The organism is Streptomyces tibetensis (genome assembly GCF_040647715.1).
Classification (GTDB): Bacteria; Actinomycetota; Actinomycetes; order Streptomycetales; family Streptomycetaceae; genus Streptomyces; species Streptomyces tibetensis_A.
Map to the genome: position 1 here is coordinate 106657 of NZ_JBEZCR010000010.1, position 25544 is coordinate 132200.

24 protein-coding genes and 1 pseudogene are annotated in these 25544 nt (G+C 72.8%); 10 read left to right on the forward strand and 15 right to left on the reverse strand.

What is annotated here, in order from left to right:
* The first annotated feature begins 31 nt into the window (after positions 1 to 31).
* Complete coding sequence (locus AB0B29_RS25885; protein WP_362243876.1) at positions 32 to 955, forward strand: glutaminase; 924 nt, start codon at positions 32 to 34, stop codon at positions 953 to 955.
* 28 nt (positions 956 to 983) lie between these two features.
* Here AB0B29_RS25885 and AB0B29_RS25890 read toward each other — a convergent pair whose 3' ends face one another.
* Complete coding sequence (locus AB0B29_RS25890; RefSeq protein WP_362243877.1) at positions 984 to 1745, reverse strand: alpha/beta fold hydrolase; 762 nt, start codon at positions 1743 to 1745, stop codon at positions 984 to 986.
* 163 nt (positions 1746 to 1908) lie between these two features.
* Here AB0B29_RS25890 and mptB point away from each other — a divergent pair, with 163 nt between their 5' ends.
* Together mptB and AB0B29_RS25900 are read left to right on the forward strand one after the other, a co-directional pair.
* Positions 1909 to 3303 carry a polyprenol phosphomannose-dependent alpha 1,6 mannosyltransferase MptB gene (mptB, locus tag AB0B29_RS25895; RefSeq protein ID WP_362243878.1) on the forward strand — a complete coding sequence of 465 codons (1395 nt, stop codon included), beginning with the start codon at positions 1909 to 1911 and terminating at the stop codon, positions 3301 to 3303.
* Entirely contained in the window at positions 3300 to 4682 is a 1383-nt protein-coding gene (locus AB0B29_RS25900) for a glycosyltransferase 87 family protein (RefSeq protein WP_362243879.1), read from the forward strand. Before mptB ends, AB0B29_RS25900 begins: the two co-directional genes overlap by 4 nt.
* Positions 4683 to 4741: 59 nt before the next feature.
* On the opposite strand, the pseudogene AB0B29_RS25905 reads toward AB0B29_RS25900, so the two are convergent.
* The 4 genes and pseudogenes from AB0B29_RS25905 to AB0B29_RS25920 form a co-directional block, all read right to left on the reverse strand.
* Positions 4742 to 5629: pseudogene (locus AB0B29_RS25905) on the reverse strand (D-alanyl-D-alanine carboxypeptidase family protein); the annotation flags it as partial.
* Positions 5630 to 5666: 37 nt separating this feature from the next.
* Positions 5667 to 6809, reverse strand: a complete 1143-nt coding sequence (rho, locus tag AB0B29_RS25910) for a transcription termination factor Rho (RefSeq protein ID WP_362243880.1) — start codon at positions 6807 to 6809, stop codon at positions 5667 to 5669.
* A gap of 282 nt (positions 6810 to 7091) precedes the next feature.
* Positions 7092 to 7919 carry a class I SAM-dependent methyltransferase gene (locus AB0B29_RS25915; RefSeq protein ID WP_362243881.1) on the reverse strand — a complete coding sequence of 276 codons (828 nt, stop codon included), beginning with the start codon at positions 7917 to 7919 and terminating at the stop codon, positions 7092 to 7094.
* A gap of 69 nt (positions 7920 to 7988) precedes the next feature.
* Positions 7989 to 8387 carry a nuclear transport factor 2 family protein gene (locus tag AB0B29_RS25920; protein WP_362243882.1) on the reverse strand — a complete coding sequence of 133 codons (399 nt, stop codon included), beginning with the start codon at positions 8385 to 8387 and terminating at the stop codon, positions 7989 to 7991.
* A 69-nt stretch (positions 8388 to 8456) separates the two neighbouring features.
* On the opposite strand from AB0B29_RS25920, the gene AB0B29_RS25925 reads away from it, so the two are divergent.
* A complete protein-coding gene (locus tag AB0B29_RS25925; protein WP_362243883.1) occupies positions 8457 to 9020 on the forward strand; it encodes a PadR family transcriptional regulator in 564 nt (187 codons plus the stop codon).
* A gap of 4 nt (positions 9021 to 9024) precedes the next feature.
* Complete coding sequence (locus tag AB0B29_RS25930) at positions 9025 to 9750, forward strand: class I SAM-dependent methyltransferase (protein ID WP_362243884.1); 726 nt, start codon at positions 9025 to 9027, stop codon at positions 9748 to 9750.
* Positions 9751 to 9771: 21 nt separating this feature from the next.
* On the opposite strand, the gene AB0B29_RS25935 is transcribed toward AB0B29_RS25930, so the two are convergent.
* The 7 genes from AB0B29_RS25935 to AB0B29_RS25965 form a co-directional block, all read right to left on the reverse strand.
* The gene (locus tag AB0B29_RS25935) at positions 9772 to 10593 is read right to left on the reverse strand and encodes an alpha/beta fold hydrolase (protein WP_362243885.1); all 822 of its coding nucleotides are present in this window, start codon (positions 10591 to 10593) and stop codon (positions 9772 to 9774) included.
* Between the two features lie 255 nt (positions 10594 to 10848).
* Positions 10849 to 12018, reverse strand: coding sequence for a serine hydrolase domain-containing protein (locus tag AB0B29_RS25940; protein WP_362243886.1), 1170 nt, complete (start codon positions 12016 to 12018; stop codon positions 10849 to 10851).
* Between the two features lie 110 nt (positions 12019 to 12128).
* Positions 12129 to 13097 (reverse strand): acetylxylan esterase, encoded by a 969-nt coding sequence (locus tag AB0B29_RS25945; RefSeq protein ID WP_362243887.1) that lies wholly within the window; start codon positions 13095 to 13097, stop codon positions 12129 to 12131.
* Positions 13098 to 13210: 113 nt separating this feature from the next.
* Positions 13211 to 13792 carry an Rv1733c family protein gene (locus AB0B29_RS25950; RefSeq protein WP_362243888.1) on the reverse strand — a complete coding sequence of 194 codons (582 nt, stop codon included), beginning with the start codon at positions 13790 to 13792 and terminating at the stop codon, positions 13211 to 13213.
* 249 nt (positions 13793 to 14041) lie between these two features.
* On the reverse strand, positions 14042 to 14797 hold the full coding sequence (locus AB0B29_RS25955) for a ferredoxin reductase (RefSeq protein WP_362244090.1): 756 nt from the start codon (positions 14795 to 14797) through the stop codon (positions 14042 to 14044).
* A 22-nt stretch (positions 14798 to 14819) separates the two neighbouring features.
* Positions 14820 to 15425 carry a sulfite oxidase-like oxidoreductase gene (locus AB0B29_RS25960; RefSeq protein WP_362243889.1) on the reverse strand — a complete coding sequence of 202 codons (606 nt, stop codon included), beginning with the start codon at positions 15423 to 15425 and terminating at the stop codon, positions 14820 to 14822.
* 180 nt (positions 15426 to 15605) lie between these two features.
* Positions 15606 to 16043: a MarR family winged helix-turn-helix transcriptional regulator gene (locus tag AB0B29_RS25965; RefSeq protein WP_362243890.1), complete on the reverse strand. Its 438-nt coding sequence runs from the start codon at positions 16041 to 16043 to the stop codon at positions 15606 to 15608.
* A gap of 271 nt (positions 16044 to 16314) precedes the next feature.
* On the opposite strand from AB0B29_RS25965, the gene AB0B29_RS25970 reads away from it, so the two are divergent.
* A complete protein-coding gene (locus AB0B29_RS25970; RefSeq protein ID WP_362243891.1) occupies positions 16315 to 17118 on the forward strand; it encodes a putative protein N(5)-glutamine methyltransferase in 804 nt (267 codons plus the stop codon).
* A 6-nt stretch (positions 17119 to 17124) separates the two neighbouring features.
* Here AB0B29_RS25970 and AB0B29_RS25975 read toward each other — a convergent pair whose 3' ends face one another.
* The gene (locus AB0B29_RS25975) at positions 17125 to 19203 is read right to left on the reverse strand and encodes a SpoIIE family protein phosphatase (RefSeq protein WP_362243892.1); all 2079 of its coding nucleotides are present in this window, start codon (positions 19201 to 19203) and stop codon (positions 17125 to 17127) included.
* 250 nt (positions 19204 to 19453) lie between these two features.
* On the opposite strand from AB0B29_RS25975, the gene AB0B29_RS25980 reads away from it, so the two are divergent.
* The 3 genes from AB0B29_RS25980 (at position 19454) to AB0B29_RS25990 (ending at position 22633) form a co-directional block, all read left to right on the forward strand.
* Complete coding sequence (locus tag AB0B29_RS25980; RefSeq protein WP_362244091.1) at positions 19454 to 19822, forward strand: hypothetical protein; 369 nt, start codon at positions 19454 to 19456, stop codon at positions 19820 to 19822.
* Positions 19823 to 20037: 215 nt separating this feature from the next.
* On the forward strand, positions 20038 to 22053 hold the full coding sequence (locus AB0B29_RS25985) for an NADPH-dependent 2,4-dienoyl-CoA reductase (protein WP_362243893.1): 2016 nt from the start codon (positions 20038 to 20040) through the stop codon (positions 22051 to 22053).
* 28 nt (positions 22054 to 22081) lie between these two features.
* Positions 22082 to 22633: a PadR family transcriptional regulator gene (locus AB0B29_RS25990; RefSeq protein WP_362243894.1), complete on the forward strand. Its 552-nt coding sequence runs from the start codon at positions 22082 to 22084 to the stop codon at positions 22631 to 22633.
* Between the two features lie 84 nt (positions 22634 to 22717).
* On the opposite strand, the gene AB0B29_RS25995 is transcribed toward AB0B29_RS25990, so the two are convergent.
* Positions 22718 to 23257: a hypothetical protein gene (locus tag AB0B29_RS25995; protein ID WP_362243895.1), complete on the reverse strand. Its 540-nt coding sequence runs from the start codon at positions 23255 to 23257 to the stop codon at positions 22718 to 22720.
* A gap of 170 nt (positions 23258 to 23427) precedes the next feature.
* The gene (locus AB0B29_RS26000; RefSeq protein ID WP_362243896.1) at positions 23428 to 24408 is read right to left on the reverse strand and encodes a fibronectin type III domain-containing protein; all 981 of its coding nucleotides are present in this window, start codon (positions 24406 to 24408) and stop codon (positions 23428 to 23430) included.
* A 419-nt stretch (positions 24409 to 24827) separates the two neighbouring features.
* Here AB0B29_RS26000 and AB0B29_RS26005 point away from each other — a divergent pair, with 419 nt between their 5' ends.
* Positions 24828 to 25538 (forward strand): glycoside hydrolase family 75 protein, encoded by a 711-nt coding sequence (locus tag AB0B29_RS26005; protein ID WP_362243897.1) that lies wholly within the window; start codon positions 24828 to 24830, stop codon positions 25536 to 25538.
* The last annotated feature ends 6 nt before the right edge of the window (positions 25539 to 25544 follow it).

The window sequence follows — 25544 nt, forward strand, 5'->3', positions numbered from 1 at the left end:
CACCGGGACCGGCGGAGGGACAATACCGATCATGACGTCGTCGACCACCTTCCAGCCGGTCCTGGAGCGCATCGCCGAGGAGATCGAGCGGACTCCCGGCCGCGGCCGGCCCGCCGACTACATCCCGGCGCTCGCCGCCTGCGATCCGCGCAGCTTCGGCATGGCCGTCGCCGAGCCGGACGGCACGGTGTACGGGGTGGGGGACTGGCGGCAGCCGTTCTCGGCGCAGTCCCTCACCAAGGTGTTCACCCTCGCCCTCGACCTGGCCCGCGAGGGCGACGTCCTGTGGGAGCACGTGGGCCGCGAGCCCTCCGGCAACCCCTTCAACTCCCTCGTCCAGCTGGAGTACGAGAACGGCATCCCGCGCAACCCGTTCATCAACGCGGGCGCCCTCGTCGTCACCGACCGACTGCACACCCGCACCGGCGACGCGTCGGGCGAACTGCTGTCGTTCCTGCGGGCGGAGAGCGGCAACCCCGACCTGACCTTCGACCAGGAGGTCGCCGCGTCCGAAACCGCCCACGGCGACCGCAACGCCGCGCTCGGCCACTTCATGGCGTCCTACGGCAACATCGACAACCCCGTGCCGACGCTGCTGGAGCAGTACTTCCGGCAGTGCTCGATCGCCGCGTCCTGCGCCGACCTGGCCCTCGCCACCAGCTTCCTCGCCCGGCACGGCATCCGCGCCGACGGCACCCGCCTGCTCACCCGCAGCCAGGCCAAGCAGATCAACGCCATCATGCTGACCTGCGGCACATACGACGCGGCCGGCGACTTCGCCTACCGGGTCGGCCTGCCCGGCAAGAGCGGGGTGGGCGGCGGCATCATCGCGGTCGTACCCGGCCGCTGCACCCTGTGCGTGTGGAGCCCGGGCCTGGACGAGCGGGGCAACTCGGTGGCGGGCGTGGCCGCCCTCGACCGGTTCACGACCCTGACCGGCCTGTCGGTGTTCTGACCGGCGGCCCCACCTGTCCGCGGGCGACTCAGCCGAGGAACTCCTCCAGCATCGGCAGCAGCAACTCCGTGCGCCGCATGAGCGCCATGTGGGTGGTGTCCGGGAGCACCGCCAGCCGGGCGTCGGGGATCAGGTCACGCATCTCGGCGGCGTGCTCGACCCGCAGGAAGTCCGTGTCGCCGAGCACCAGGAGCGTGGGGGCGGCCAGCGCGCGCAGGTCGTCCGCGGTCCAGGGCAGCGGGGCGTGCGCCGCCGTCCCGCACTTGGCCATGAAGTCCGCGAAGTGCCCGGGATCCGGTGCCACGGCCGCGTAGGCGTCGGCCATCTCCTGGAAATCCGCCTGGCTCGGCAGCCGCGGCGAGGCGTACTCCGGGTCCCGGACCTCCTCGTAGTAGCCGTCCTGACGGTAGTGGGTGGCGGCGAGGACCAGCCGCCCCACCCGCTCGGGGTGGCGCACGCCCACTTCGAGGGCGGTCAGGCCGCCGAGGCTGAAGCCCAGGAGATCCGCCCGCTCGATGCCCAGTTCGTCCAGCAGGGCGACCACGTCCGAGGCGAGGCCGGGCACGCTCATCTCCCGCTCGATGTCGGCCGTGTGCCCGTGGCCCTGCAACTCGGGGGCCACGACCGGGCGTGTGGCCGCGAGCGCCGGCAGGACGGCCCCGAAGGACAGGCCGACGGTGAGAACCCCACCGTGCAGCAGCACCAGGGGCCGTTGCCCGCTGTCGGTGCCGTGCAGCTCGTAGTACATCTCCAGGCCGTTGACCTTCGCGTAGGCCGAGGTGCCGGTCATGGGATCACGTCCGTTCGTCGGTGTGCTGACGGGGTTGGGACTCTCGCCCCGGCGGGAACTCATCGGCCGGTGATCACCGGCCGGTCACCGCGGGGCCGCCCTCCGGAGAGGGGTGCGTCCCCTTTCGGCCATCCGCCGTTGACACGCTGCCCGAGTGTTGGCCATGGCTTTCCCCGTCGATCTCCGCCGCTGCCAGATGCTCGGTCTGGCCGGTACCGCCTGCCTCGCCCTGGGCGGTGAGACGGCCGGTGCCCTGCCCGTGGAGGACCTTCTCCACCCGGCCTCCGCTCGCGCCGCTCTCGGCCTGGTCGGCGCGTACTTCGGCGTCGTCCTGCTGATAGCGGCCTGGGCGCTGCTGGGCCGGCTGGTCCGAAGGCCGAGACCACCCGCGCCGCGCGCCCTGCTGCTCGTGCTCGCGGCATGGGCGGCTCCGCTGCTGCTCGCCCCGCCGCTGTTCAGCCGGGACGTCTACAGCTACCTCGCTCAGGGGGCGATGGTCGAGGCGCACCTGGACGTCTACGCGCACGGGCCGTCCCTGCTGGGTGGTCCGCTCGCCGACGAGGTCGCCCCGCTCTGGCGGCACACCGGTGCCCCGTACGGGCCGGTGTTCCTGGTCGTGGCGGCGGCCCTGTCGGGTCTGACCCGCGGCGAACTGCCCGCCGGACTGCTCGGGATGCGGCTCGTCGCCCTCGCCGGCGTAGCCCTGATGGCGGCCGCGCTGCCACGTCTCGCCCGCCACAACGGCGCCGACCCGAGCGCGGCGCTGTGGCTGGGCGCCCTCAACCCGCTCGTCCTGCTGCACCTGGTCGCGGGCGCCCACAACGACGCCGTCATGCTCGGCCTGCTCGGCGTCGGCCTGGTGGCCGCACGCGGGCGGTGGCCGGTGCTCAGCGGCGTCCTGGTCGCCCTCGCCGCCCTGGTCAAGGCACCCGCCGTGCTGGGTCTCGCCGCCGTCGTGGTCCTGCAGGTCCGCGCCGGTCGCAGTCCGTCGAAGGCCGTCGTGACGACCACCGTCGCGGCCGCGGGGACCACCGTCGCGGCGACGGCCGTGGCCGGGACCGGGTACGGCTGGGTCGGCGCCCTGACCACCCCGGCCTCTGACCAGAACTGGGCCCTGACCACCCTCCTCGGCCGCGCCACCCGTGCCCTGCTCACGCACCTCGGCAGCGATCTCGCGCCCGTCGCCCTTCCCGCCTGGCACGCTCTGGGAGTCGTGACCGCAGTGGTGGTGATCGTGCTGATCTGGCGGCGGCTGCGCCTGCGGCCGGTGTACGCGCTCGGCCTGTCCCTGGCCGCGGTGGCCGCGCTCGGCCCCGCGATCCGCCCCTGGTACGCCCTGTGGGGCCTGTTCCTCATCGCCGCCGCCGCCCCCAGCACCTCCGTACGCCACCGCACCGCAGCGGTGACCGGCGTGCTCGCGCTGTCCGTCCTGCCCAGCGGCGGCCCGGCGGACCCGGGGCAAGTCGTGCTGGCCGCATGCGGCGCGGCACTCGCCCTCGTCGTGCTGTGGCAGGCCCACCAGGCCGAACTCGCCCCGGCGCCGGGAGGAGCGGCATGACCCCGGCCCTGCCGCGCACCGACCGGGGCCGGCTGCTGCTGGTGCTGGCCCTCGCCGCACTGGTGACGGTCTTCACCGCGACCGTGCCGCTGCTGCGCGACTGGTTCGACCTGCGCGTCTACTACGGCAGCATCGACAGCTGGGTCCACCACGGCGGCCGGGTGTACGACTACCGGGTGCCCGGGACGACGTACGGCTTCACCTACCCGCCGTTCGCCGCGGTCGCCATGGTGCCGATGGCCCTGCTCGGCCTGCGCACCGCGATCGCCGTCGCCCTGCTGCTCAACCTGGCCGCCCTCGCCGTGGTACTGCGCCTGCTCGCGGGGCCGGACCGGAGGCGCCCCGGTTGGTTCGGCTGGGCTCTCATCGCCTGTCTGCTCGTTCTCTTCGAGCCACTGCGGGACACCTTCAGCTTCGGTCAGGTCAACCTGCTGCTGCTGGCCCTCGTCCTCGCCGACGCGACGCTGCTCGCCACCGGACGCGGGCGCCTGGCGGGTGCCGGCATCGGGCTCGCGGCGGCGGTCAAACTCACGCCCGCACTGTTCATCGGTCTGCTGCTGGTGGCCAGGCGGTGGCACGCGGCGGCGGTCGCGACGGCCGTCGCCCTCGGGGCCACGGCCCTGGCGGCGTGGGTGGACCCGGACGCCTCGCGCTTCTACTGGACCGAGGCGCTGTGGGACACCGGCCGCGTGGGGCGTCTCGACTACGTCTCGAACCAGTCGCTGCAGGGCGTCCTGGCCCGGCTCGGTGAGACGGACCGCACGGTGTGGGCGGTGGCGGTCCTGCCGGTCCTCGGCGTATGGGTGCTGCGGACGCGCCGGGCGGTCGCCGCGAGGAACTGGACGGCGGCGTTCGCCCTGACCGGTCTCGCCGCCTGCCTCGTCAGTCCGATCACGTGGGTGCACCATCTGGTGTGGCTGCTCCCGTCCTTCGCCGTGCTGGTCCGGGCGGGGCGCCCCAGGATCGCGGGCGCCCTGTACGCGGTGCTGTGCACCAGCGTGGTGTGGCTGTGGTTCGACGATGCCTCCGGCGTCGTCGGGTTCGTGGGCAGCAACACCTACGCCTGGATCACCCTGGGGCTGCTGCTGTGGCTGCCGGCAGGTCAGCTCCGGTCCGGTCTGCGGACCGGGAGCCGCAGCACCAGCACCACGACCGCCGCGCCCGTACCGGCGGCACCGGCGATCAGCCCCGCCTCCGTCCAGGCGGAGGTGTGCTCCTCCGGTACGGCCGCCGCGACCGCGGGCGGCGCCGCCGTCGGCCGCGTGGAGGTGGGCGGTGCGCCGAGCGAGCCCACCGCCTCGACCTTCCCGGCCGACCTGAAGCCCCAGTCGAGCAGCGAGCGGGCCTCCTCGTACACGGCGGACCCACCGCCGTCCTGAGGGTTCATCACCGTCACGACAAGGGTGCGCCCGTCCCGGCGCGCCGCCGCGACGAGTGTGTTGCCGGCCTTGCTGGTGTAGCCGTTCTTGATGCCGATCAGGCCGGGGTAGGGCTTCACGCCCTTGGCACCGCTCAGCAGCCGGTTGGTGTTGAGGATGGGGTACGACGACGTGCCGTCACCGGGGAACATGGCCTCGACGGTGGCGCAGTACCGGGCGAAGTCGGGGTTGCGCAGCCCCACCCGGCCGAACAACGCCAGGTCGTACGCCGACGACACCTGGCCGGGTGCGTCGTAACCGTCGGGCGACACCACGTGGGTGTCGAGGGCGCCGAGGGAGCGGGCCTTGGCCTGCATCCGCTCGGCGGTGAGCTGCCAGCCGCCGTTGAGTTCGGCCAGGACGTGCACCGCGTCGTTGCCCGAGTTGAGGAAGACACCGCGCCACAGGTCGGCGATCCGGTACGAGCGGCCTTCGGCGACCCCGACCAGGCTGCTGCCGGCACCGATGCCCCGCAGCTCCCGCTCACGGACCGTGTGCCGGACGCCTGCCGGCAGCCCGGGCAGTACGGTGAGGGCGAACAGCGTCTTCAGGGTGCTGGCCGGGGGCAGTCTGCGGTGCGCGTTGTGGGCGGCGAGCACCTCGCCGCTGCGGGCGTCGGCCACCAGCCAGGACAGCGCGGAGACCTCCGGGAGGCGAGCCGCGCCGGGGCGCGGGCGGACCTGGATGCCGGGTCGGTACAGCAGCGAGGGGTGCGGTGCCGCGGCCCTCGGCCCGCCCGGTGGCGTGGGCTCCACCACACCGGGGTCGGCCGACGCCGCGGGCGTCAGCGCCAGGAGCCCCGCCACGCAGAGCGCACCGGCCGACGCAGCCACCCGGGAAGAGAATCCGATGATCATATGATCAACGTAGGAACGGACCTGCTCCGCGCCGCGACGGCACGGCCGCATTCCGCGCGCTCGTACCCGGATGGATGATCTCGCCGCGTCAGCCCGAGGGCAGGGTCGGCTGGATGCGCCGCAGGAACGTCGCGTTGTCCGGCGTCTCGCGCATGCGTTCCAGGAGGGTCTCCAGACCGCCCTGCCCGTCCCGGTCCCGCAACACGCGCCGCAGACCGTGGACGGCCGCCAACTCGGGCTGTTCGAGCAGGAGTTCTTCGCGGCGCGTGCCCGAGGGCGTGATGTCGACGGCCGGGAACACCCGACGGGACGCCGGGTCCCGGCTCAGGCGGAGCTCCATGTTGCCGGTGCCCTTCAGCTCCTCGAAGTAGAAGTCGTCGGCCCGGGAACCGGTCTCCACCAGGGCGGTCGCGAGGATCGTGAGGGAGCCGCCCTCCTCGGCCGTCCGGGCGGCGCCGAAGAACCGTTTGGGTCCGGTCAGCGCCGTCGCGTCGACGCCCCCGGTGAGGATGCGGCCGCCGGAAGCGGCCGCGTTGTTGTGCGCCCGGCACAACCGGGTCAGCGAGTCGAGCAGGAGGACGACGTCCTCACCGGCCTCGACGTGCCGTTTGGCGCGCTCGATCACGAGGTCGGCGAGCGCGATGTGCTGCCGGGCGCCGCGGTCGAAGGTCGAGGCGTACACCTCGCCCCGTACGCAGCGCCGCATGTCGGTGACCTCCTCGGGCCGCTCGTCGAGCAGCAGCATCATCAGCCGGCACTCGGGATGGTTGCCGGTGACGGCGGCGGCGAGCTGCTGGAGGAGGACGGTCTTGCCGGTCTTGGGCGGGGCCACGATGAGTCCGCGCTGGCCCTTGCCGACCGGTGCGATCAGGTCGACGACGCGGCCGGTGAGGCCGGCGGCCGGGTGCTCGAGCCGCAGCCGCTCCTGCGGATGCAACGGCGTCAGGTCCCGGAAATGGCGCCGGCCGCGCAGGTCCCCGGGCGCACGGCCGGCCACGTGAGCGACATCGGTCAGGGCGCGCCGGTCCCCGGTCACGCCCTCGACGAGGTCGCCCTTGCGCAGGCCGTACCGGTGGATCAGCGCGGGGGAGACCGCGGCGTCGGCGGGTGAGGGCAGGCCGTGCTCGGCGCGCAGGTGCCCCTTCCCGTTCGAGTCGATGTCGAGGACACCGGACACGGTCCGGGCCGGGGACTGCCGCCGGACGGGTGGGTTGTCGAGTGTGGTGGTCATGGTGGTGTGTGTCCTTTCACGGACGGCAGGCATGGAACGTGCGAGGGGAAGGGGGAGAGCCGCGAAGGGAGGCCTGAGAAACGCTTCCGGGCGGCGGGGGACAGCACGTCGGATACGACGAACACGTCGTCGTGCTGGAAATGAAGGAGAGAGATGAAGAACGGCACCGGCGCCCGCAAAGAGGGGCGTACACGTGTGCTTTTCGCAATGTACCACCGAAAGCGGCGGATGTGGGTGGGTCTACCTCTGCGACCTGCCTCAGCGGCCTACCTCAACCGGCGGTCAGCGCGTGGCGAGCAGTCCGTACAGCAGGGGAATCCGCGGCGCGGGCAGGCGCCACCAGCCGGACTCCGTACGGTCCATCTGCGGCCAGCGCGGCCAGGGGAGCTCGTCGCCCTCCCGCAGCCGCCGCACGGCGAGTCCCGCATCCGTCAACGCGTTGAGGACCTCGCCCATTCCGTGCATCCACTCGTAACTGTCCGTGGCGCCTTCGACGGCCGGACCGTCCGTGTAGGTGTGGGTCCCGTCGCGGTGCACCGGACCGGCGCCGCTCAGGTAGTCGTGGCGCAGCAGCAGCTCGGGCCCCTCGCCCGCGGCGGGTTTCGGGCCCAGCGAGTTGAGCAGGGGGTGGAATTCGACCACGTACAACAGGCCGCCGGGACGCAGCAGTCGGGCGACGACCCCCGCCCACCGGTCCAGGTCGGGGAGGTAGCACAGGGCGCCCTTGCCGGTGTAGACGACGTCGAACCGCCGCCCCTCCAGGGCCTCGACGGCGTCGTACACGTTGGCCCGGACGTACGTCACGTCCGTGCCGGCCTTCGACGCGATGTCCCGGGCGGCCGCGACCGACGCGCCCGAGAAGTCTAGGCCGACGGCCCGGGCGCCGCGCCGCGCGAAGGCGATCGTCTCCGTACCGAGATGACACTGGAGATGCAGCACGTCACGCCCGGCGAGCTCGCCGAGGTCCTCCCACTCGAACGGGGCGAACCAGCGCTCCGGCTCGAGGTCCTGGTCGAGACCGTAGAAGCGGCTGGCGAGATGGACGGGCGTGCGGGCGTCCCAGTTCGCCTGGTTGACCCTCATCAGCCGCTCGTGCTCGACGGACGTCATGAGGACATGAAACCGTGAACCGGCTGCGGGCGCCGGGAGAACGCGGGAACGGAACGCAGGACGTGTCGCTCAGACCGAGCGGCTCCGTGCCTCCTCGGCGATCCGCTCGAACTGCTCGCCCATGGCCGCCGCGAGCGCCTGGGCCGCCGACAACGGGCGCACCATCACCGTGAACTCGTCGATGAGGCCGTCCTCGTCGACATGGATGAAGTCACAGCCGCTGATCTCCCGGTCGCCCACGCGCGCGGCGAAGACCAGGGCGTGGTCGTGGCCGTTCACGTCGTTGATCTCGCGCTCGTAGCGGAAGTCCTGGAAGACCCCGGAGACGGCACGCAGGATCGCCGCCGTGATCGCCTTGCCGGTGTACGGCTTGAACACGACGGGGCTGGTGAAGACGATGTCGGGCGCCAGCAGCGCCTCGGCGGCGTCGAGGTCGAGCTTCTCGATCGCCTCACGGAATGCACGCATCGAATCCCTCTTAGTCAATTTGTTGAGTAAGTGCGGAGTAGAATAATCACCTCTTGATATCGTGTCCACATGTCTCTCAAGTACGCCGTTCTGGCGGCCCTCCTGGAGGGCGAGGCCTCGGGGTACGAGCTGTCCAAGGTGTTCGACGTGTCGCTGGCCAACTTCTGGGCCTCGACCCCGCAGCAGCTCTACCGGGAACTGGAGCGCCTCGCTCAGGACGGACTGATCGAGGCCAGGACGGTGCGCCAGGAACGGCGGCCCGACAAACGCATGTTCACGCTGACCGAAGCCGGCCGACAGGACCTGGGCGCGTTCGCCGCCACGCCGCCCCGGCGGCCCACCGCCATCCGCGACGAACTCCTCATCAAGATCCAGGCCATGGACGGCGTGGACCCGGACGCGACCCGTGCGCTGGTCGAGGAGCGCGAGGCGTGGGCCCGCGGCAAGCTCGCCCGCTACCGGCGGGTGCGCGAACGCCTCCTGGCCGGCCGCAGCGAGGACGAGTACCTCCGCGAGGCCGACCGCGTCGGCCCCTACCTCACCTTGATGAGCGGCATCGCCTTCGAGGAGGAGAACATCCGCTGGTGCGAGCGCGTACGCACCGTCCTGCGGCAGCGTGCTCCCCTAGGCTGAGTCGATGTTCAGTCCCGAAGGCCCCAGTGTGCGCGAACTCGCCGTCCAGGCGCTGTCGTCCGTCGAGCGCGGCTACGACCTCCTCGCGCCGAAGTTCGACCACACGCCCTTCCGGACACCCGACGCGATCCTCGACGCGGTGGGCTCCGCCCTCCGGGCGGCCGGGCCTTTCGACACCGGACTCGACCTGTGCTGCGGCACGGGAGCGGGCGTGGGGGTGCTGGCGGGAGTGTGCCGGGAGAGGGTCACCGGCGTCGACTTCAGCGCGGGCATGCTCGACGTCGCACGCGAACGGGTCGGGCCGACGGGCCCGCCGGTCTCCTGGGTCCGGGCCGACGCCCGCGCGCTGCCCTTCGCACCCGCTTTCGACCTGGTGGTGAGCTTCGGGGCCTTCGGGCACTTCCTGCCCCGCGAACTGCCCGGGCTGTTCGCGCAGGTCCGCTCCGTCGTGCGACCGGGCGGCTGTTTCGCCTTCCCGCTGGTCGCCCCGCCCCGCCCGGGCTCGCCCGGCTCCTGGGCGCTGCTCGGCTTCGACGCCGCCATGCGGGTGCGCAACGCCCTCTGGCGGCCTCCGTTCGTCATGTACTACCGCGCGTTCCGTCTCGGAGACGTACAGCGCGGACTCGAGGCAGCCGGTTTTGGAGTGGAGCTCCAGCCGCTCCCGGAGTTCGGGCGGCGGCCGGACGGCAGCCCCCGGGTGCGGCTCGTCATGGCCCGGCTGCCGGGCTAGGCACCGGCGCCGAGGTGCTGCTCAGCCGCGCAGGAAGTTCAGCAGATCGTCGTTGAACGCCTTCTCGAAGTCGCCGACCAGGCCGTGCGGGGCGCCCGGATACACCTTCAGCGTCGCGTCCTTGACGAGCTGGGAGGTCCGGTGGGCCGAGGCGGCGATCGGCACGATCTGGTCGTCGTCCCCGTGCGCGACGAGCGTCGGCACGTCGATGCGCCCGAGGTCCTCGGTGAAGTCGGTCTCCGAGAACTGCGCGACGCAGTCGTGGGCGCCCTTCAGCCCGACCTGCATGCTCCACATCCAGAACGCCCGCCGCACGCCCTCCGACACGGCGGCACCGGGCCGGTTGAAGCCGTAGAAGGCCTCGCTCAGCTCCCAGTAGAACTGCGAGCGGTCCGCCGCGACACCGGCGCGGATCCCGTCGAAGGCCTCTTTCGGCGTGCCCTGCGGATTGGCATCCGTCCGCAGCATCAGCGGCGGCACCGCACCGAGCAGCACGACCTTCGCGACCCGCGCCGTCCCGTGCCGCCCGATGTAGCGGGCCACTTCGCCGCCGCCGGTCGAGTGGCCCACCAGGACCGCGTCGGTGAGATCCAGTGCCTCGATCAGCTCGGCCAGGTCGTCGGCGTACCGGTCCATGTGGTTGCCCTGCCACGGCTGGCCCGAGCGGCCGTGTCCGCGGCGGTCGTGCGCGATCGCCCGGAAGCCGTGCTCGGCGACCAGCTTGGCCTGTCCGTCCCACGCGTCCGCGTTGAGAGGCCAGCCGTGGCTGAACACCACGGGTTGCCCCGCGCCCCAGTCCTTGTAGTAGAGCTCGGTTCCGTCGGAGGTCGTGAACGTGGTCATGGGGATCCTCTCGGGGGTCGCCTGGGGGGCCGTGCCGTCTCTCGATGATCTCCGTCATCTCCGGGAACCCGCGTCGGCAGTCCGCCGGACGGGTGACGGGTGACGGGTCAGGGTCGGCCGCGGGTGCCGGGGCGCGGCCCGGCAGGGTGAACTCGTAGACCGGTGCGTCCTGTCGGGCGTCACGAGATCGGGGTCTAAACCAGTTGGGAAGGGCGGCCGGACGGTTCGGCCGGAACCGGCCCGCCCGCTCCGCCCTCACAGCGCGGCGTACAGGGCGTCGACCAGCGCCGTCTTTCGCGGGTCGTTGGCGATACGGGGCCCCATCCGGTTCATCACATAGCCGAGGGACACCCCTGCCTCCGGGTCGGCGAGCCCGCAGGAGCCGCCGGCGCCGTCGTGTCCGAAAGCGCGCGGGTTGGGGCCGTAGGAGCCGGCGGGGCCGCTGAGCCAGACTCCGAGGCCGAGCTCCGTCTCGTGCTGGAAGCCGGCGCCGAGCACCAGGTCCCGGCAACCGCCCTGCCCCTCGCGCACCCGCTCGGCGGCCTCGGGGGACAGTACGCGGTGATCCCGGAGGGAGCCGCGGCCCGCGAAGACGCCGTACAGTCCGGCGACGGCCCGCGCGGTGCCGTGGCCGTTCGCCGCCGGGATCTCGGCGGCCCGCCACTGCGGGGTGTTCGCCACCGCGGCGGACACCGCCGGGTTGGCCAGCGCGGCGACCGCCGCCGGCGCCGGCTGGGCGAAGACCGCCGCCCGTTCACCGTCCGCCGCCGTGGGCGGCGCCTGAATCAGCTCGGCCGCCCTGCCGAAGTCCCGCTCGGGCAGGCCGATGCGGAAGTCGATGCCGAGCGGCCCCGTCACCTCCCGCGCCAGGAAGGCCCCCGGCCGCAGCCCCGACACCCGGCGAACGACCTCGCCGACCAGATGGCCGTAGGTCAGCGCGTGATAGCCGGAGCGGGTGCCCGGTTCCCACCAGGGCTCGGTCGCCGCGAGCCGCTGCGTGGTCAGCTCCCAGTCGTACAGCTGCTCCAGCGAGTGCGGCTCACGCAGACCGGCCAGACCGGCGCGGTGCGACAGCAGATGCCGCACGAGGACCTTCTCCTTGCCCGCGGCGGCGAACTCGGGCCAGTACAGGGCCACGGGCGCGTCCAGGTCGAGCAGTCCGCGATCGGCGAGGATGTGCGCGCACAACGCCACCGGCCCCTTGGAGGTGGACCACACGTTGACCACGGTGTCCCGCTCCCACAGCCGGGAGCGCGCCGCGTCGGCCCAGCCGCCCCACAGATCCACCACGGTCCGGCCGTCGACGGTGACGGCCACCGCGGCGCCCAGTTCACCGCGCTCCCGGAAGTTCTCTTCGAACGCCCGGCGCACCGCCGTGAACGCCGCGTCGCAGTGACCGTCCACCTGTGTTCCGATCTCGGACATGAACCCCTCCGCCGACCGCCCGGGCCCGGACCGCCGCGTCGCGGCCCGGGCGCGATGAACGTACCGACTGGTCGGACCGAGCGGAAGCCCGGCGGAGGTGAACGGCCGGATCAGATGTACGACCGCATCCAGCGCAGCTTGGCAGCCTGCTGGAAGGGGCCGCCGCCCTCGTGGTCGTTGAAGTCGTAGACCTCGATCGCCTTGTCCTCGTGGCTCCAGGCGTTGAAGGCCGCGAAGACGGTCGACGGCGGGCAGGTCTGGTCCTCCAGGGCGGCCGAGAAGAGCGCCGGGGCCCGGCCGCGGGCGGCGAAGTGGACGCCGTCGAAGTAGGACACCGTGCGCAGGGCGTCCTCCGTGCGGCCACGGTGGGTCTTGAGGTAGAGACCGATCTCCCGGTACGGGTGCCGGTCCGTGATCGTCGCCGCACGCGGGAAGTCGCACAGGAACGGCACGTCCGGCGCGATGCCCGCCAGGTCCGGGACGAGTCCGCCGACCGCGATCGTGATGCCGCCGCCCTGGCTGGAACCGACGGCCACGGTGCGCGCCGGATCGGTGAGGGGGTGCGAGCGGGCCGCCTCCACGGCACGCACCGCGTCCGTGTAGACCCGGCGGTAGTAGTAGTTCTCCGGGGCGTCGATGCCACGCGTCATGAAGCCGGGGTACGCGGGCGCGCCACCCACCGGGTCCGCCGTGCCGCCGCCCCCGCCCCAGCCGCTGCCCTGCCCCCGGGTGTCCATCACGAAGTGCGCCCGGCCCGAGGACGCCCACAGCAGGTGCTCGTGCGGGAGCCCGCGCCCGCCGCCGTAGCCGATGTACTCCACCACGAGCGGCAGCGGGCCGTCTGCGCCGGCCGGGAGCGTCAGCCAGCCCTTGACCGGGTGGCCGCCGAAACCGGCGAAGGTCACGTCGAAGACCTGGACGGTGGACAGGCCCGTGTCGACCGGTTCGAAGCGGGCGTCCAGGTCGTACTCGCGAGCCTCCTGGAGGGTCTTGGACCAGAAGGCGTCGAAGTCCTCGGGCTCGGCCGCCGCGCTGCGGTACTCGCGGAGCTCGTCGAGTGGAAGGTCGAACAGGGCCATGCAGGACCGCCTTGGGTGAGAAGCAGCTACAGGGGCAGTGCGGATGATCACACTACGTCCGTGGCCGGAGGCCTGGCCAGGTGTTTGTTCCGACGCCCCGGGGCCCCGCGCGGTCACGCGTTGCGATGCGTCCACTCCGGTTCGATCCGGGCCCAGGCCCGGTCCCATTCGGCCATCCGGCGGCGCAACGCCACCCGTCGCACGAGCAGGTGACCGAAGAGCACCACGGCCACCGCACCGCCCGTGGCGCAGGAGCCGATGGTGAGGGTGTGCTCCCAGACCGCCGTGTCGTCCACCGGTGGCAACACGCTGCGCCCCTGGCGGTCGAACCAGACGTCCACGCTGTCACCGCGCCGGGAGTCCGCGGGGACCCGGGCCGTCGCGGTGCGCGTGGTGCCGTCCGGCTCGGTCCAGCGCACGGTGGCCCGGTACGCGTGCTGCCCGCCGGGCCGCACCGACGGCAGCGAGTCGTTCCCGCCGACCACTTCGGCCCGGACCCGATGCCGCTCGGCCCGCTGCTCCGCCGACAGCGACCGTGCCTCGTCATGGGCCCACCGGGCGGCGGCCGTCCCGGCCAGGGGCGCGCCCACGAGGAGGAGGACGGCGACCACCAGTACCGTCCACGCTTCGACGACATCCGACCGGCGCCGCAGCGGACCGCGCCGCCGACGCCAAGCGTGCATCGGAGTGCGCATGCCCACCTCCTCGCCGTCACAGCGGGGAGGTGCGGAGCGGCCGTGCGGTGCGCCGCCGCTCCCCGCGGATCACATCACGCGTACGCGTGCCCTACGAATCGGATACCCCTCCGGCACCCGTCGATCGCTTCACGTCCACTGGGGGTGTTTCGCGCAAACCATGAACGCCCGCCCACCCAGGCACAGCAGCGGCGGGCTGCCGCAACCCTCCGCCTGGGTGCCCGGCGGGTGCCGGGCGAAACACCCGGGTCAGCCGAAGCGCTCGATGCGGATCCGGTCCACCGGCTGACCTGCCGTCACCAGCAGGCGCGAGGCGTGCTCGGCGAAGGAGTTCGAGCCGCACACATAGGCCTCCCACCCACTGGAAGGCTGCTCGGCCAGGAGCGGCGCCACATGTGCGGCCGCCATACGTCCGACCGCCACTCCCTCCGGCGCGCTCCGGGTGAAGACGGTGGTGGTCTCCGCACCCAACTCCCGGGCGTAGATGAGCTCCTCGGGACTGCGCGCGGACACCACCAGCCGCAGGGGCACGGTCAGGTTCCGTGCCCGGTGGTGCCGGATCATCGACATCAGCGGCACGACGCCGGAGCCCGCGCCCACCAGCAGCGCGGGGCGGTCGCCGGGCCAGGCGAAGAAGCCGCTCACCGGGCCGCGCACCTCGACCCGGTCGCCGGGCCGGGCGACGGTGTGGAACCAGCCCGAGACCTCGCCGCCCTCGACGTGGTCCAGGGTCAGCTCGACCTCCCCGGAGTCGTCCGGCGCGGACGCGATCGAGTAGTGCCGCTGGGCGGAATAGCCGTCCTCGGCGGTCAGCCGCACCATCAGGTGCTGGCCGGGCAGGTGCCCCGGCCAGCCCGGCACCGCGAGCCGGAAGGTGGACACGCGCGGGGTCTCGCGGCGGATCTCGACGACGGTGGCGGTCTGCCACTCGGACGCGGCCTGCTCGTTCACCGCGATGCGCCCGGGCACGGCGAACCGCGTGGGCGGCACGAAGGCCTCTGTCACGGCGGTCTCTGTCACGGCGGTCTCAGTCACCGGAGTACCTCTGCTCCTCCCAGGGGTTGCCCCGCTCGTGATACCCGTTGCGCTCCCAGAAGCCCGGCTCGTCGTGGTCGAGGATCCGCAGCCCCGCGATCCACTTGGTGCTCTTCCAGAAGTACAGGTGCGGCACCAGCAGCCGGGCCGGGCCGCCGTGCTCGGGGGCGAGTGGCTGCCCGTCGTACTCCCAGGCGATCCAGGCGCGCCCGCCGGTCAGGTCGGCGAGCGGGAGGTTGGCGGTGTAGCCGGTGTGCGAGTAGGCGACGGCATGGGTGGCCGACTCCTGGGGCCGGACCACCTCCAGGAAGGCGTCCAGGGACACGCCCGCGAACCGCACGCCGAATTTCGACCAGCTCGTCACGCAGTGGATGGCACCCTCGTACGCCGACGGCGGCAGCCGGTGCGCTGCCTCCCAGTCCCAGGTGCGGGGCTCGGCCACCAGTCCGTCGACGCGGAAGGTCCAGTCGGCGGCCGCCAGCTCGGGAGTGACCTCGGCCGACAGCACGGGCCAGTCGTCGCCCGCGTCGTACTGGCCGGGCGGCAGGCCGGGGTCGGCGACGCGTGGGCGCCCGGTGAAGCCTCGGGTGATGTGCATGCGGTGGTGCCTCCGGGCCGGGCCGACGGTGCCCCGCCGGACCGGTGTGCTCGTGTGTGCGTACTCAACCGTACGTGCCGGGTGTCCCGGGGCCTGTCGCCCGGGTCGGGTCCAGGAGATCGACCGTGCCTCTCGACGCCGGTGATCCCCGCGGCTGCGACCTGATCCGAAGGACAGGCCCTACTCCTGCCGGCCGGGACCGGGTGAGGCGTTGTAGCGCACCAGGTAGTCCGCGAACCGGCTCAGGTCCTCCGCGGGCCAGTCGGCCAGACGTTCCCGGAAGGCCGCGCGGCGGCTCTCGGTGACCTGGGCCAGGATGTGCCGCCCGGCCCCGGTCAGGTGCAGCACCTGGACGCGCTGGTCCGCAGCGTCGGGGCGGCGCTCGATGAGTCCGGCGCGCTCCAGCCCCGCCACCTGGCGGCTGACGGTGGACTTGTCCAGCGCGTAGTGGACGGCCAGGTCGGTGGCCCGGCACCCGCCGCTCTCCTCCAGGTGCCCGAGCAGCGTGTACGACACCAGCGACAGCTCGGGGTGCATCCGGCCCGCCGCGGCCCTGGCCCGGCGGGCGAAGACCGTCATCTCCCGCTGGATGGTCTCCACGGCGTCTGCGGTGTGCACGGGCCCTCCCTCACCACGATGCTGCTCGGCTCCCCTCCATGGTTGCACAACCCAACCACCTGACGGGGCGCCGTCACGAGGGCCGCGGCGGGCGGCGGGCCCGTCGGGTAGGGTTGCCGTCCGGCTGGTCAGGACCCGGCCGTCGGAAGCCGAGGAGGTGAGACCCATTACCGCTGTGTCAGCTCGGGTGCTCTCCTCTCGATGTCGCGCGGATCGCCGGTCGTAGGCGATCGCCGGAGCGCCCTTCGGTTGCGAAAGGCTCTGGGCTTCCATGCCGTCTGTGTCCGCCGTCCCCCCTTCCGCGCCGTCCTCCCGTGACCGCGTCGTCCGCGCTTTGCGGGCCGCCGGCTGTGTCTTCGCCGAGGACGAGGTCGAGTTGATCCTCTCCGCCGCACGCACCCCGGCCGAGGTCGCCGCCATGGTCGAGCGTCGTGTCGCGGGGCTGCCGCTCGAACTCGTCGTCGGCTGGGCCGGGTTCCGGGGCCTGCGCATCGCCGTCGCCCCAGGCGTCTTCGTGCCGCGCCGGCGCACCGAGTTCCTCGTGGAGCAGGCCCTGGAGCGGGCGTCCGGTGCCGCCGTCGTCGTGGACCTGTGCTGCGGTTCGGGCGCAGTGGGAGCGGCGCTGGCCGCCGCGCTCGGCCCCGTCGAACTGCACGCCGCCGACATCGACCCGGCCGCCGTGCGGTGCGCCCGCGGCAACATCGCCGCCGCCGGCGGCCGTGTCCACGAGGGCGATCTGTTCGAGGCGCTGCCCCCTGCGCTGCGAGGCCGCGTCGGCATCCTCGCGGCCAACGTGCCGTACGTGCCGAGCGACGAGATCGGGCTGCTGCCGCTGGAGGCCCGGGACCACGAGCCGCGGGTCGCCCTCGACGGCGGCACCGACGGCCTCGACGTCCTGCGCCGGGTCGCCGCGCAGGCGCCCGGCTGGCTCGCCCCGGGGGGCTGCGTCCTGGTGGAGACGAGCCGGAACCAGGCACCGGCCGCCGTCGAGGCCTTCGAGCGCAGCGGCCTCACGACCCACCTGGCCGTGTCGGAGGAGCTGTACGCCCACGTGGTGATCGGCGTCGCGCCGTAGGGCCTCTCAGCCCGGCGTGGTCGCCCGCGCGATGAGCAGGGCCACGTCGTCGAAGTTGTCCGGCTCGTGCAGGGTGCGCAGCAGAAGGTCGCAGACGTCCTCCAGCGGCAGGTCGGGCCCGTCGAGCAGGGACAGCAGCGTCTCGAGCCGTTCGTCGATCGGATCGCGCCGGGTCTCGACGAGACCGTCGGTGTAGAACACCAGCCGGTCCCCGGGCTCGAGATCGACGGTGGTCGTGGAGAAGGCGACACCGCCCACCCCGAGCGGCACCCCGGTCGGCAGGGCGAGCAGCTCCGGTGGCCGCCCGGCCCGGACCCGCACCGGCGGCAGGTGCCCGGCGTTGGCGATCCGGCACTGCCGCAGATGCGGGTCGTGGACGGCGTAGACACAGGTGGCGATGGCCTGTTCGAGACCCGCGGTGATCTTGTCGAGGTGCTCCAGGAGCACGTTCGGGTCGAGGCCGAGGGAGGCGAGGGTGTGGGTCGCCGTGCGCAGCCGCCCCATCGCGGCCGCCGCGGGGATGCCGCTGCCCATCACATCGCCCACGACGAGCGCCGTCCGGCCGCCGTCCAGCGGGATCACGTCGAACCAGTCGCCGCCCACCTCGCTCGTGGCCCCGGCCGGCTGGTAGCGGGAGGCGACCTCCAGCCCGCCGGTGACCGGCGGATGGCTGGGCAGCAGGCTGCGCTGGAGGGTGAGCGCGGTCTCCCGGGCGCTCTGGTACCAGCGGGCGTTGTCGATCTGCACGGCGGCCCGGGCGGCCAGCTCGCGCGCCAGCAGCAGGTCGTCCTCGCTGAACGGCAGCGGATTGCGGGTGCGCTTGAGGTCCAGCGCCCCCAGCACCTCTCCGCGCGCGATCAGCGGTACCGCCAGATACGAGTGCACCCCGGCCCGGCCCAGCAGCTCGGCCGCCTCCGGGGAGCGGGCGATGTGCACCAGGTCCTCGTCCTTGACCTCCGGCAGCATCACCGGGCTCGCCGTGCGCACGCACCGGGTGACGAGCCGGTCGGGCGCGTACCGGGCGACCTGCCCCGGAGTGTCGGCCGCCTCCAGCGCCTCGGCGGAGTCGTACCCCTGGACCGCCAGCGCCCGGATCACGGCCGACTCCGCGGGACCCAGGCTGGTGCGCCGTCCCTGCACCACCGCGTCCAGCAGGTCGACGGCCGCGATGTCCGCGAGCTCCGGCACGGCCACGTCGGCCAGCTCGCGGGCCGTGCGGTCCAGGTCCAGCGTGGTGCCGATCCGCCCCGAGGCGTCGGCGATCAGAGCCAGGCGCCGACGCGCCGCCTCGGCCTCGATGCCCGCCCGGTACTGCTCGGTGACGTCGACGATCGAGACGGCCACGCCCAGCACGGTCCCGAAGGCGTTCTCCAGCCGGTACAGCGAGACCGACCAGGCGTGGTCCTGTTGCGGGTCGGCCGGGGTGCGGCCGATCGTGGACTGGTCGACGACCGGCGTGCCCGTCTCCAGCACCCGGCGCGTCGCGGCCTCCAGGGCGTCCACGTCCATCCGGGGCACCACCTCGCGAGGGGTGCGGCCCAGGTGCTCCGCGGCCGGTACGCCGTTGATCTTCTCCAGCGCCCTGTTGACCGAGACGTACCGCAGCTCGGTGTCCAGCACGGCCAGCCCGGTCGGGGACTGCGCGATCATCCGCGTCGACAGGGCCACCTCACGCTCCAGCCGGCGCACGGTCCTCTGGTCGGCGCACAATCCCAGCGCGTAGACGTCGCCCTGGTCGTCCAGCAGCCGCATGTTGCGGAACTCCACGAGCCGGGTGCCGCCGTCCTTGCGGCGGATCGGGAAGGCTCCCGCCCAGCTCTGACCGGTGCCCATGACGTCGGCGAACAGCTTGACCACGAGGTCGACGTGCTCCTCGTGGACCATGATCCGGGCGGCGTACTGCCCGAGCGCCTCCTGGGCGTCGTACCCGAACAGCTCCTCGGCCTGCGGGCTCCACAGCACGATGCGGCCCTCGGCGTCCAGGACCACCGATGCCACGCGCAGCACGTCCAGCAGTCCGCTCGGGCGCGCCGATCCGCGTACCGGACCGTCGCCTGCGGATTCGGGAGACCCGGCTGCACTCATCCCACGCCCGCCTTCGCCGTCCTCGCGGCACGCCGTCGTGTGCCGACACCCCAAGTTCTACCGCGCGGAGCCGTATCCCGAAGGCCCCTTCCGTCACCTTCCACCATCTCCCACCACGGCGCGGACCGCCCCGCAAAAGTGTCACCGGGAGAAGGGAACCCGCCGGTAGTGCTCGCCGGAAGGTGGTGCTTTGCTGGGGTAGGGGCGGATACGGCAGCCGGTGACCTCGAGAGGAGCGATCACGATGGCGATGGACCACGAGCGACCGTACCCCCACTCCGTCTCGGTGGAGATCAGCGGGTGCAGCAAGCACGACGCCCGGATCGTGTTCGACGCACTGTGCTCCTGCTTCGAGTCCGACCGGTGTGCCGACGACGTGCCCGAGGAACTGCACGAGACCCGACCGACCGTGTGGCTCGGCACCTTCGACGTCGCCGACGAGCACGAGGGCGCGCGGCCGGTTCACCTGTCGTCCTCCGTCGAGGCCGACCTGCACGGCGGTTACTGGGCGATCGAACGGTTCCGCACGACCCTGGACTCGCTGTTCGACGTGCACGATCTCAGCACGGCCTCCGGCGACCAGGAGAAGGAACTGCACGTGCGTCTGCAGAGCCACTGACCACCTCCTGTCTCCTCTCTCCCCGAGCAGGCCAGGGACCGCCTGCCGCTGAACGGCGTGCGACCGCGGGCGCGGTGTCCACGCAGGCCGTCAGCGGTCGGAGGTCCCCTGTTCGTGCCTGCTGTGCCCTCCATCACGTTATGCAACTAGTTGCATAAACCGTCGGTAGTCCTCTACAACTACGGGCAGGCACGACACCCCGCACGGAGGGCCCGATGAGCCGTTACCCGCACCTGCTGACCCCCCTCGACCTGGGCTTCACGACCCTGCCCAACCGGGTCCTCATGGGCTCCATGCACGTCGGCCTGGAGGAGGCCGAGGGCGGCTTCGCGCGCATGGCCGCCTTCTACGCCGCCCGCGCCCGCGGGGGAGTGGGCCTGATCGTCACCGGCGGCATCGCCCCCAACGACGAGGGGCGGCCCTACGAGGGCGGCGCCAAGCTCACCACCGAGGAGGAGGCCGAGCAGCACCGCGTCATCACGGACGCCGTGCACCGCGAGGGCGGGCGGATCGCGATGCAGATCCTCCACTTCGGCCGGTACGCCTACCACCAGGACCTCGTCGCGCCGAGCCCGGTCCAGGCACCGATCAGCCCCTTCCCGCCCCGCGAGCTGACCGACGCCGACATCGAGCGGACCATCGACGACTACGCCCGCGCCGCCCGCCTCGCCCGGCAGGCCGGCTACGACGGTGTCGAGATCATGGGCTCCGAGGGCTACCTCATCAACGAGTTCATCGCGCAGCAGACCAACCACCGCACCGACGGATGGGGCGGCTCCTACGAGAACCGCACGCGCTTCCCGCTGGAGATCGTGCGCCGGGTGCGCGAGGCCGTCGGCGAGGACTTCATCGTCATCTACCGGCTCTCCATGCTCGACCTCGTCCCGGGCGGCTCGACGCTCGACGAGGTCATCACCCTCGCCAAGGCCGTCGAGGCCGCCGGGGCGACCATCATCAACACCGGCATCGGCTGGCACGAGGCCCGCATCCCCACCATCGCGACCTCCGTGCCGCGCGGCGCCTACACCTGGGTGACCAAGCGGCTCATGGGTGAGGTGTCCGTCCCGCTCGTCACCACCAACCGCATCAACACCCCCGAACTCGCCGAGGAACTGCTCGCCGAGGGCGCCGCCGACATGGTGTCGATGGCCCGCCCGATGCTCGCCGACCCCGACTTCGTCACCAAGGCCGCCGCCGGCCGCCCCGAGGCGATCAACACCTGCATCGGCTGCAACCAGGCCTGCCTCGACCACACCTTCAGCGGTCTGATCACGTCCTGCCTGGTCAACCCGCGCGCCTGCCACGAGACCGAGCTGGTGCTCTCCCCGACCCGGCTGCGCAAGCGCGTCGCGGTCGTCGGCGCCGGCCCGGCCGGTCTCGCCTGCGCGGTCTCCGCCGCCGAGCGCGGGCACGACGTGACGCTGTTCGACGCGGCGAGCGAGATCGGCGGCCAGCTCAACGTCGCCCGCAAGGTCCCCGGCAAGCAGGAGTTCGACGAGACGCTCCGCTACTTCCGCACCCAGCTGGACTGGCACGGCGTCGACATCCGGCTGAACACGCCCGTCACGGCCGCGGACGTCGACGGCTACGACGAGGTCGTCGTCGCCACCGGCGTCACCCCACGCACCCCGGAGATCCCCGGCGTCGACCACCCGAGCGTGGTCGGCTACCTCGACGTCCTGCGCGACGGTGCCCCGGTCGGCGACCGGGTCGCGATCCTCGGCGCGGGCGGCATCGGCTTCGACGTCGCCGAGTTCCTCACCGACGGCGGCGACAAGGCCCACGAGGACCCGGCGACGTACTTCCGGCAGTGGGGCGTCGACATGGACTACAGCGGTCCCGGAGGCCTCGCCGCGCCCGAGCGGCCCGCCCCGTCGCGCACCGTCCACCTGCTCCAGCGCAAGACCTCCAAGGTCGGCGCCGGCCTCGGCAAGACCACCGGCTGGATCCACCGCACCGAGCTCAAGCACCGCGGCGTCACCATGGTCCCGGGCGTGCGCTACGACCGGATCGACGACGCCGGACTGCACATCACCGTCGGCGAGGAGAGCACGGTCCTGGAGGTCGACACGATCGTGCTCTGCACGGGCCAGGAGCCGCGCCGCGGCCTGTACGAGGAGCTGCTCGCCGCCGGGCGCAGCACGCACCTCATCGGCGGCGCCGACGTGGCCGCCGAGCTGGACGCCAAGCGCGCCATCAAGCAGGGCACGGAGCTGGCAGCCGCCCTGTAGTGCGGATACGCGTCCCTAGGATGAGGCCATGTCACTCCCGCACGCGATCCTGACCGCCCTGCTCGAGAAGCCGTCGTCGGGCCTGGAACTGACCCGCCGCTTCGACCGGTCGATCGGCTACTTCTGGTCGGCGACGCACCAGCAGATCTATCGCGAGCTCGGGAAACTCGAGGCCGACGGCCTCATCAGGGCCCTGCCGGCCGAGCAGCCGGCCCGCGGACAGAAGAAGAGCTACGAGGTCCTGCCCGCGGGTCGCGCCGAGCTGGCCCGCTGGACTGCCGCCTCCCAGGACCCCAAGCCGCACCGCGACGCGCTGCTGCTGCGGCTCAGGGCGGCGGCCGTGGTCGGCACGGCGGGCCTGGAGGCCGACCTCCGGCGCCATCTGGAGCTGCACGAACGGCAGCTGGCGGAGTACGAGGAGATCGAGAAGCGCGACTTCCCGCCCGGCCGGGACGGCACCGACGTCCGGCTGCGGCATCTCGTGCTGCGGGCCGGCATCGACCTGGAGACCTTCTGGACCCGGTGGCTCAGTCGTGCCCTGGCGGAGGTCGCCGAACTCCCGGACGGCGAACGCACCTGACGGACCCGGCCGCCCCGGACACGACATGACGGAGGCCCGCCCGCCCGGAGCGCTTCGGGGGAGCGGGCCGCCGTCCGTACCGGGTCAGAGCCGGTACGGCTTGTTGCGCCGGCGCAGGTACCAGGCCGTCCCGATCAGGCCCGCCCCGACCAGCGTGCCGCCCGCCACGAGCGTGACGGCCCCGTAGTCCTTCGTGCTGCCGCCGGATCCGCCCATGACGCCGCGGGACGGCGAGGCGGAGGGCGACGCGGACCGCGAGGGGGAGGGGGCGGTGGACACCACGACGGACTGGGTGCCCGCGGTGGTGCCCTCCGAGCAGACCACGATGACCGTGTACGTGCCCGGCGAGACGTTCGACCAGGCCGCGGACTGACTGGTGGACGTCCCCGACAGCGTCACCTGACGGCCCTGGGCGAAGCTGCCCTGACTGCTGGTGAGGAGCGAGGCGGTGCCCCAGCTGCCGTTGATCTGGGTGCACGAGCTGGTCGTGACCGACACCGTGGACCCGGTGGTGCTCACGGAGATACCGGGACCCGCGACGGCGGGCACCGCGGTCAGGGCGAGGGGCAGCGCGGCGACTGCCACGGTCAGGCCGGAGCGGAGAACTGACGATGAGTTGCGCATGTGGACTGCCCTCCGGCGGCACGGTCGGCGGTACATCCCTTGAGCCGCCTAGGGTCGGGGAACGCCCGTGCTGCCTCGGGGTCAGCCAAGGCGCACCCGGGCACGGCCGCACTCCGAGCGCCCCCGTGCAGGTGACGGGTTCCTCCGCCCGGCCGATGCGGCGCCGGACGTCAGGGCTCCGTCGTCACCGTCCGCTCCGCCGAGAGACCTCCCCAGGTGCCGTCCGGCAGCATCGCCCTGATGCGGACCCGGTGGGTGACACCGGCTCTCCGCCCCACGTAGAAGCTGTACGTGGCCCGGTCGCGCGGGGCGCTGCCGCCGAACACGAGGGACGTGACGGGCCGGCCGTCCAGCTCGATCCGGTACTGGGTGACCTCACCGTCCACGCGGGGCGGCACCCAGCTCAGGTCCAGGTGGTACGCCCCGGCCGCCCGGTGGCTCGTCACCCGGAAGCCGGTGGGGGCGGTGGCCCGGCCGTCGTCGGTGCCCGGGGTGGTGAGGCGGACGGCGTGGGTGGCGGGCGAGACGTTCCCGGCCGCGTCCCGGGCCCGGACGGTGAACGTGTAGCGCGTTCCCGGCCGCAGCCCCGTGAGCACGGTGGCCGTGCGGCCCGCGCCCACACTGTGGATCTTCGTTCCTCCCTGGTGGATGTCGTACGACACCACACCCCGGTCGTCCGTAGACGCGGACCAGGACAGCTGGACCGCCCGGCTCCCCACCGCCCGGCCGCGGGGCGCCGACGGGCGGGTCGGCGCGGAGCGGTCGTCCGCCACGACCGCGGGCGTCCGCGCCCGTACCCGGCGACTGGGTGGCCCGAGCCGCCCGTCGGCGCCCCGCGCCCGCACGGAGAAGACGTACAGCGTGGAGGGCCGGAGCCTGGTGACATCCACCATGTGCTGCGAACCCGGCACTTCCTTGACCTTCGTGTTCCCGCGATACACCTCGTAGACATCGGCCCGATCGGTCGTGTTCCACATGACGTGCACGCTCGTCGCGCTGCCCGACGCGGCCGTGACTCCCGTCGGCGCACCGGGCACACCGCTGCCGTCCCCCTCCTCAGCTCCGGCCGGGCCGCAGGAGGCGACCAGCGCGAGGGTTCCGCAGAGCGCTAGGCGGCGAAAGAGGAAGGAGGGAGCGGAAGGTCCTCGCACGACGCTGCCTCCGTGGGGTGGTCGGCCGACCGGTGGACGGTATTGGTCCGGACCAATATGACGCCGTTGGCGGGACGCATCAAGAGGCCGTCCGGTCGAACGGGGACGGTCCGGCCGGGAGGAGGGCACGCCGGGCCGTGCGTGACCACCCGGGAGCCTTACGACTGCTGACGACCTCGCGGTCGAACTACGCCTCGGCAGGGGTGAGTTCGGCCCTGTCGCGCAGAGCGCCGTCGTGGCGGAACCTCGTGCCGGCCCGGGTGGCCGGACGGCCGGATCCTTACACGGACTCAGGCTCCCGGCGTCTGTCGGGGGTTGAGGGCGTGAGCCGTCCGGCCCCTTAACGGTGGCCGGATGATCATCGCGGGAACAGATTGGGCTGAGTGCCCGTCAGGTCCCCGATGAGAGGCTCCCGTATCGTGCGTGTCCAGTCGCTCACCCTGGCCGTGGCCAGCGCCGCCCTGCTCGCCCCGACGGCACCCCCTGCCGCCCATCCCCAGCCCGCGGTACGGCGCGAGAGCGCCGTGAGCGCCGCCGACCTGCTCGCCGGGGTGAGCCAGTGCACTCCCGTCTCCCGGGGCCGCTACCGCAGGGACAACGGCGCGCCCGCGAACATCCCCGTCTGCGGTACCCGCGACGTCGTGTTCTGGAAGGCCGACATGGACATCGACTGCGACGGCCGGCCCGGGCCCCGCTGCAACGTCCGCACCGACCCGTACTTCGCCGCGAGCACGGCCTACCCCCAGTCGGACGGCCGCCCGTTGAGCGCCGAACGGCTGCCGTTCATCGTCGTACCCGCGCCGAGCCGCCGCTGGGACTACCGGGACCACGGCATCGGCGGCGGTTCGGTGGTGGCCGTCGTGTACCGCGACCGCGTGCAGTACGCGGTCGTCGGCGACGCTGGCCCGCAGGGCATCATCGGAGAGGCGTCCTACGCGACCGCCAAGGGCCTCGGCATCCGCGCCGACCCGCACGGCGGCGGCGCACCCTCCGGCGTCACCTACATCGTCTTCAAGAACACCAGGGTGTCGCCCATCGAGGACCACGCCGCCGCCGTGACGGAGGGGGAGCGGGCGGCTAAGCGCTTCGCCACCGGGAGCCGCACGGACGCGCCGCCGGCCGGGGGATGAGCGGCT